We start from the raw sequence: 5,135 nt of genomic DNA, 5'->3' as shown, positions 1-5,135 counted from the left end.
GCATTCACCTTTGGTAACAATGCAGGCTTAGTCAATGGTGATAACGGTCTGGTAATCAATGCTGACAAAGATGGCGCGATTACGGAAGGCAGCGTAAGCGACGTTAAGAAGACCAACAACGTAGGCAGCTACGAATGGAATGGTACTGCCAGCGGTGTAGATAACCTGAACACTAACTACGATGTAACAGTTAACGCAGGCAAGTCCGACGTAACGAAGGCTAACCTCGTAGTAAATCTGAAGGACATCACCCGCGTTTACGGTAATCTTGATGCTAAGAACTACAGCAACGCATATACCTTTGGTGCAGATGCAGGCTTAGTGAACGGAGATAGCGGTCTGGTAATCAAGGCTGACAAAGACGGTGCAATTGCAGGCGGTACTCTGACCAACGTAGAGAAGACCAGCAACGCAGGCAAATATAGCTGGAGTGGTACTGCCAGCGGCGTAGCTAACCTGGATACGAACTACAACGTAACAGTGAACGCAGGCAAGTCCGAAGTAACACCTGCTAAGCTGACCTTTGTAGTAGATGACAAAACCATTACCCAAGGTGTACCGGCAGAATACACCGGCAAAGCCAACGGCCTGACTAATGGCGACACCCTTGCTGGTATCGGCGTAGGCGGCTATGAGCTGGACAGCTCGGTAAATCCGTTAATTGTCGGTGTTTACGAAGACAAAATCGGCGTCCTGATTAATGGCAGCGTACATCTGACAGGCGGCGACGGCTTGCTCAAAAACTACAAAGTGGAAATTGACCCAGGTACCCTGACCGTTTTGGCAAGCTTTAACCCGACAGACGATTACTGGTTCGGCACTGCTCCTTGGGATAAGGAACGTAACCTGCGTGAGCGCAAGGCTGAATTCCATTATGTAGCTGGCGGTATGAGCCTCTAAGCAAAATTAAATATTGACGGTTAAAGCACTTTTATGGATTGTACCATCCTGATAGAAGCGCAACTAAAGCAAAGCCCCGGCATTTGCCGCATCGTCAACGATGCGTCTGTGCCGGGGCTTTTGTCAGGACGCTTTGCTGCAGCATTACCTGAAGTAAAGTAAAGCTTAAAGTAAGTACTCTTTTTTTGCAAGTTAACTAGAAAAACACAGCTTTTTTCAAAAAAATGTGCTACAATATATTTACGAAAAACGAAAGGAGTGTTTCGTATGTCTGAAGTATCTCAAGAAACTATGATGTTCAAACGTGAGCCGGAAAAGCTGAACGTTGCCGAAACTATAAAAGAAGTATATGCTGCCTTAGAAAAGAAGGGCTATAACCCCGTGGACCAATTAGCAGGCTACCTGCTGAGCGGTGATCCCACTTATATCACCAGCTTTGAGGACGCACGCACCAAGCTGCGCCGTCACGAGCGCTATGAGCTGATTGAAGAGCTGGTAAAGAATTATCTGCAGCAGATTAACAAGTAAAAGGAGAACGTAACTTAATGCGTAAAATGTCCCTTGATGTAGGAACAAGAACTATCGGTATTGCCGTAAGCGATTTGCTGGGCATGATTGCCAACGGCGTGGAAACTATTCACCGTACTACGGAAGAACGCGACTATGCCCGCATTGCCGAGCTGATTGCCGAGCAAGAGGTTGATACCTTGGTTGTAGGCTATCCCAAAAACATGAACGGCACTATCGGTGAACGCGCGCAGGCCTGTGAAGCAATGGCCGAAAAGCTACGCACCATGTTCCCGAAGGTGCAGGTTGTGCTGTGGGATGAACGCCTGAGCACGGTGGCTGCCGAAAAGGTGCTGGTTGATGCGGATTTGCGCCGTAAAAAGCGTAAGAAGGTTATTGATATGATGGCGGCAGTTGTTATTCTGCAAAATTATCTGGACAGCAAGAGCTTTAAAATTTGACAGATAGCGTTACCTATTATACAATATGTTTAGATTAAAATTGAGCTTTTTATTTATTGAGCTATAACGAAAGAGGTGCCTTTATGGAAAAAGACATTAGAGATGAAGAATTAGCAGCTATGCAGGCTGAAGGTGAAGAAGAAGTTATCTGCGTTGTTCTGACTGACGAGCAAGGCAACGAGCATGAGTTCTATCAGGATATGGTTATCACTGTTGATGACAAACAATTCGCAGTACTGGTTCCGATGGAAGACTGCTGCTGCGAGGATGACGACTGCGATTGCCACGAGCATGATGAAGAAGAAGATACCTGCGTTATCGCACGCATGGACTTTGACGAAAACGGCGAAGCTGTTTACACCGCTCCGACTGACGAAGAATACGAAGCAGTTGCTGCTAAGTATGACGAAATGTTTGAGGACGAGGAGTAATTCACAGTCAATAATTTTACCGGACTTCGGTCCGGTATTTTTATGCGATGTGACGATGTTTTCTGATGGATATAGAAAAGCTGAAAAAGCTGGTGCGCGACAATCCGGTGCAGGCTACGGCAGGTGCTTTGGCGGTGCTGCTGGTTGCCGGCGTGGTAGTATTTACAATTTATCTTAACGGACAGGGCAATAATAAGGGCTTTGCCGTAGAAGGCTCACGCCTTATTGTTGTCAAGGACGGCATGACTACGGCGGATATCGCTGAGCTGCTGCATGAAAAAAAGCTGGTAAAAAATCCCGCCGCCTTTAAAATGGAGGCGCGCTGGAAGGGACTGGCTACCAAGCTGCAGGCCGGTGCCTACCAGATCGACGGCGGCATGAGCAATCAGCAGATTGTCGATGTTATGGTCAAGGGACGCATCAAGCAGGTGCCCTTTACCGTACCGGAAGGCTACAGCGTGGCGAAAACTGCGAAGAAGCTGGAGGCCGAAGGGCTTGGCAGTGCTGACAAGTTTATGGCAGCGGCGAAGGATTATGCACCCTATCCTTACATGCATACCGATGACAGCAATGTGCTGTTTAAGGCCGAGGGCTTTATCTACCCGGCAACCTATGATTTCCCGGTGGGAATCAGCGAGCAGGAAATGCTCAAAATGATGGTTGCACAGTTTGATAAGGAAATGCAGAGCAGCGGCATTGCCAAAACTGTGGCAGAACGTAATCTGCCACTGCGTGATGTAGTAAATATGGCTTCGATGGTGGAGCTGGAGGCAGTATTTGCCGAAGAGCAGCCGAAAATCGCCGGCGTTTTCCTCAAGCGTGTGGCTATCGGCATGCCGATTCAGTCGGATACGACGATTCAGTATCTTTTGGGAACGCAGAAGGAAGTAGTTACCTTTGCGGATACAAAGATACAGAGTCCGTATAATACTTACCAAAATCCCGGTTTGCCTCCGGGACCGATTGGCAGTCCGGGACTGACCGCAATTAAGGCGGTGCTGCAGCCGGAACAGACAGATTATCTGTACTTTGTTGCGGAAAAGGACGGACACCATCGCTTTACCAAAACCTATGCCGAGCATCTGAAGGCGATTGAGGAAATAGGTTAACAACAGTTTATTACATATTTCTGCGTTGCCGTCATGGCGGGGTAGAGAAGTGTTTTAAGGAGAATTAATGAGCAGAAACTTAGTTAAACCCGAATTACTGGCTCCTGCCGGTAATATGGAAAAAGGAAAAATGGCCCTGCTTTACGGTGCTGATGCTATTTATCTGGGAGGCAAGCTGTTCGGTCTGCGTGCCTTTGCCAACAATTTCTCTTTAGAGGAAATTGCGGAGATGGCAGAGTATGCGCACAGCCTCGGCAAAAAGGTTTATGTAACGGTAAATATTTTTGCGCATAACGAGGATATCGACAAACTGCCGGATTATCTGCGCGGACTGCAGCAGGCTAAGGTTGACGCACTGCTGATCAGCGATTTGGGCGTATGGAGCACTGCCCGCCAGGTTGTGCCTGATATGCCGCTGCACGTGAGCACGCAGGCTAATACCACCAACTATGCCACGGTGCAGGCGTGGGAGCAGCTGGGCGCTGAACGCGTGGTGCTGGCACGTGAGCTGTCCTTGGCAGAAATCAGCGAAATCAGCGAAAAAACCTCGGTAGAGCTGGAAACCTTCGTGCATGGCGCAATGTGTATTTCCTACAGCGGACGCTGCCTTTTGAGCGCCTATCTGACTGGGCGCGACGGCAACCGCGGTGCCTGCACTCAGGCCTGCCGTTGGGAATATAATATGTATAAGCTGGGTGAGCAAAAGCGCCCGGGCGAATACTTTGACCTCGAGGAGGACGAGCGCGGTACTTATGTGATGAACTCCAAGGACCTGTGCCTGATTGAATATCTGCCGGAGCTGATGCGCGCCGGTGTGTGCAGCCTGAAGATTGAAGGCCGCATGAAGAGCGTGCATTATGTGGCAACGGTAGTCAGCGTTTACCGTAAGGCTATCGACCAATGCTGGGCAGATATGGAGCATTACAGCGTGCCGGAGGCGTGGATTACCGAGCTGAACAAGGTTTCCCACCGCCAGTACACCACAGGCTTTGCTGTGGCTAAGCCTGACAGAAATGCGCAGGTTTACACCAGCTCGAAGTATGAGCAGACACACGATTTTGTCGGTATCGTTACAGGCTACGATGCCGAGAAAAAGCGCGCTTATTTTGAGCAGCGCAATAATGTAAAGGCAGGCGAGCCGCTGGAGCTTTTGATGCCTGACGGTAGCACGATGCCCTTTGTTTTGACAGAAATGCTGGATGAAGCAGGTACGCCGATTGATTGCGCACCGCATGCCCAGCAGAAATTTTCCGCAGCCAGCGACAAGCCGTTGCTGCAATTCAGCTTATTACGCAGAAAGGTTGTAAAAGAATGAGTGACAATGACCCCGGACCCCACAGTATGATCTACGCGCAGGTTGAGCCTGAGCGTATTGCAGATGTTAACTGGATTATGGAAGGCTATGAGCATCTGGCCATGGTGAGCACCGTAGACGGCACCAGCGGACTGATTAAGTTTTATGCTACGCCTGATACGTATTTTGATACACTGGATATTATTGAAAATATGCCGTTTAAGGTGGATGTAATCGATAATATGGAAAACGGAGTGTATCACAGACTTTGGCAGATTTAAACTGCAGGGAAAGGACTGCCGCAGGCAGCTTTCGTTTTTTCTACAATCGCATATCGTAAATAGTAAAAGGCCGGGAGTATTGCTCCCGGTCTTTTTTGTAGTGCGCCCAGCATGGGCGATAACTAGGTGGTGAAAGTCCACTACGCGCTCGG

The 5,135-nt window shown here is 48.9% G+C and carries 8 protein-coding genes; all 8 read left to right on the top strand.

The features are described from left to right. Positions 1-900 (top strand): hypothetical protein (locus RDW05_RS11560; protein ID WP_307979175.1); only part of this gene is annotated, 900 nt, incomplete at its 5' end. A 33-nt stretch (positions 901-933) separates the two neighbouring features. Next, positions 934-1,062, top strand: a complete 129-nt coding sequence (locus RDW05_RS11555) for a hypothetical protein (protein ID WP_307979174.1) — start codon at positions 934-936, stop codon at positions 1,060-1,062. A 105-nt stretch (positions 1,063-1,167) separates the two neighbouring features. Beyond that, a complete protein-coding gene (locus RDW05_RS11550; protein WP_009146301.1) occupies positions 1,168-1,428 on the top strand; it encodes an IreB family regulatory phosphoprotein in 261 nt (86 codons plus the stop codon). 17 nt (positions 1,429-1,445) lie between these two features. Next, a complete protein-coding gene (ruvX, locus tag RDW05_RS11545; RefSeq protein ID WP_293725195.1) occupies positions 1,446-1,868 on the top strand; it encodes a Holliday junction resolvase RuvX in 423 nt (140 codons plus the stop codon). A gap of 83 nt (positions 1,869-1,951) precedes the next feature. After that, positions 1,952-2,299: a DUF1292 domain-containing protein gene (locus tag RDW05_RS11540; RefSeq protein ID WP_009146303.1), complete on the top strand. Its 348-nt coding sequence runs from the start codon at positions 1,952-1,954 to the stop codon at positions 2,297-2,299. A 65-nt stretch (positions 2,300-2,364) separates the two neighbouring features. Further along, positions 2,365-3,408: an endolytic transglycosylase MltG gene (mltG, locus tag RDW05_RS11535; RefSeq protein ID WP_307979172.1), complete on the top strand. Its 1,044-nt coding sequence runs from the start codon at positions 2,365-2,367 to the stop codon at positions 3,406-3,408. Positions 3,409-3,475: 67 nt separating this feature from the next. Further along, the gene (locus RDW05_RS11530) at positions 3,476-4,723 is read left to right on the top strand and encodes a U32 family peptidase (RefSeq protein ID WP_307979171.1); all 1,248 of its coding nucleotides are present in this window, start codon (positions 3,476-3,478) and stop codon (positions 4,721-4,723) included. Beyond that, entirely contained in the window at positions 4,720-4,983 is a 264-nt protein-coding gene (locus RDW05_RS11525; RefSeq protein WP_009146306.1) for a DUF4911 domain-containing protein, read from the top strand. Before RDW05_RS11530 ends, RDW05_RS11525 begins: the two co-directional genes overlap by 4 nt. Positions 4,984-5,135 lie beyond the last annotated feature (152 nt).

It is taken from the genome of uncultured Phascolarctobacterium sp. (genome assembly GCF_902463975.1).
Classification (GTDB): Bacteria; Bacillota; Negativicutes; order Acidaminococcales; family Acidaminococcaceae; genus Phascolarctobacterium_A.
Note: the sequence above shows the minus strand (reverse complement) of the source record. Positions and strands in the feature narration are given on the sequence as shown.

Excerpts from the sequence above, each read along its gene's own strand:
- RDW05_RS11555 (WP_307979174.1), top strand. The coding sequence starts at position 934 with ATGGATTGTACCATCCTGATAGAAGCGCAACTAAAGCAAAGCCCCGGC.
- RDW05_RS11550 (WP_009146301.1), top strand. The coding sequence starts at position 1,168 with ATGTCTGAAGTATCTCAAGAAACTATGATGTTCAAACGTGAGCCGGAA.
- ruvX (WP_293725195.1), top strand. The coding sequence starts at position 1,446 with ATGCGTAAAATGTCCCTTGATGTAGGAACAAGAACTATCGGTATTGCC.
- RDW05_RS11540 (WP_009146303.1), top strand. The coding sequence starts at position 1,952 with ATGGAAAAAGACATTAGAGATGAAGAATTAGCAGCTATGCAGGCTGAA.
- mltG (WP_307979172.1), top strand. The coding sequence starts at position 2,365 with ATGGATATAGAAAAGCTGAAAAAGCTGGTGCGCGACAATCCGGTGCAG.
- RDW05_RS11530 (WP_307979171.1), top strand. The coding sequence starts at position 3,476 with ATGAGCAGAAACTTAGTTAAACCCGAATTACTGGCTCCTGCCGGTAAT.
- RDW05_RS11525 (WP_009146306.1), top strand. The coding sequence starts at position 4,720 with ATGAGTGACAATGACCCCGGACCCCACAGTATGATCTACGCGCAGGTT.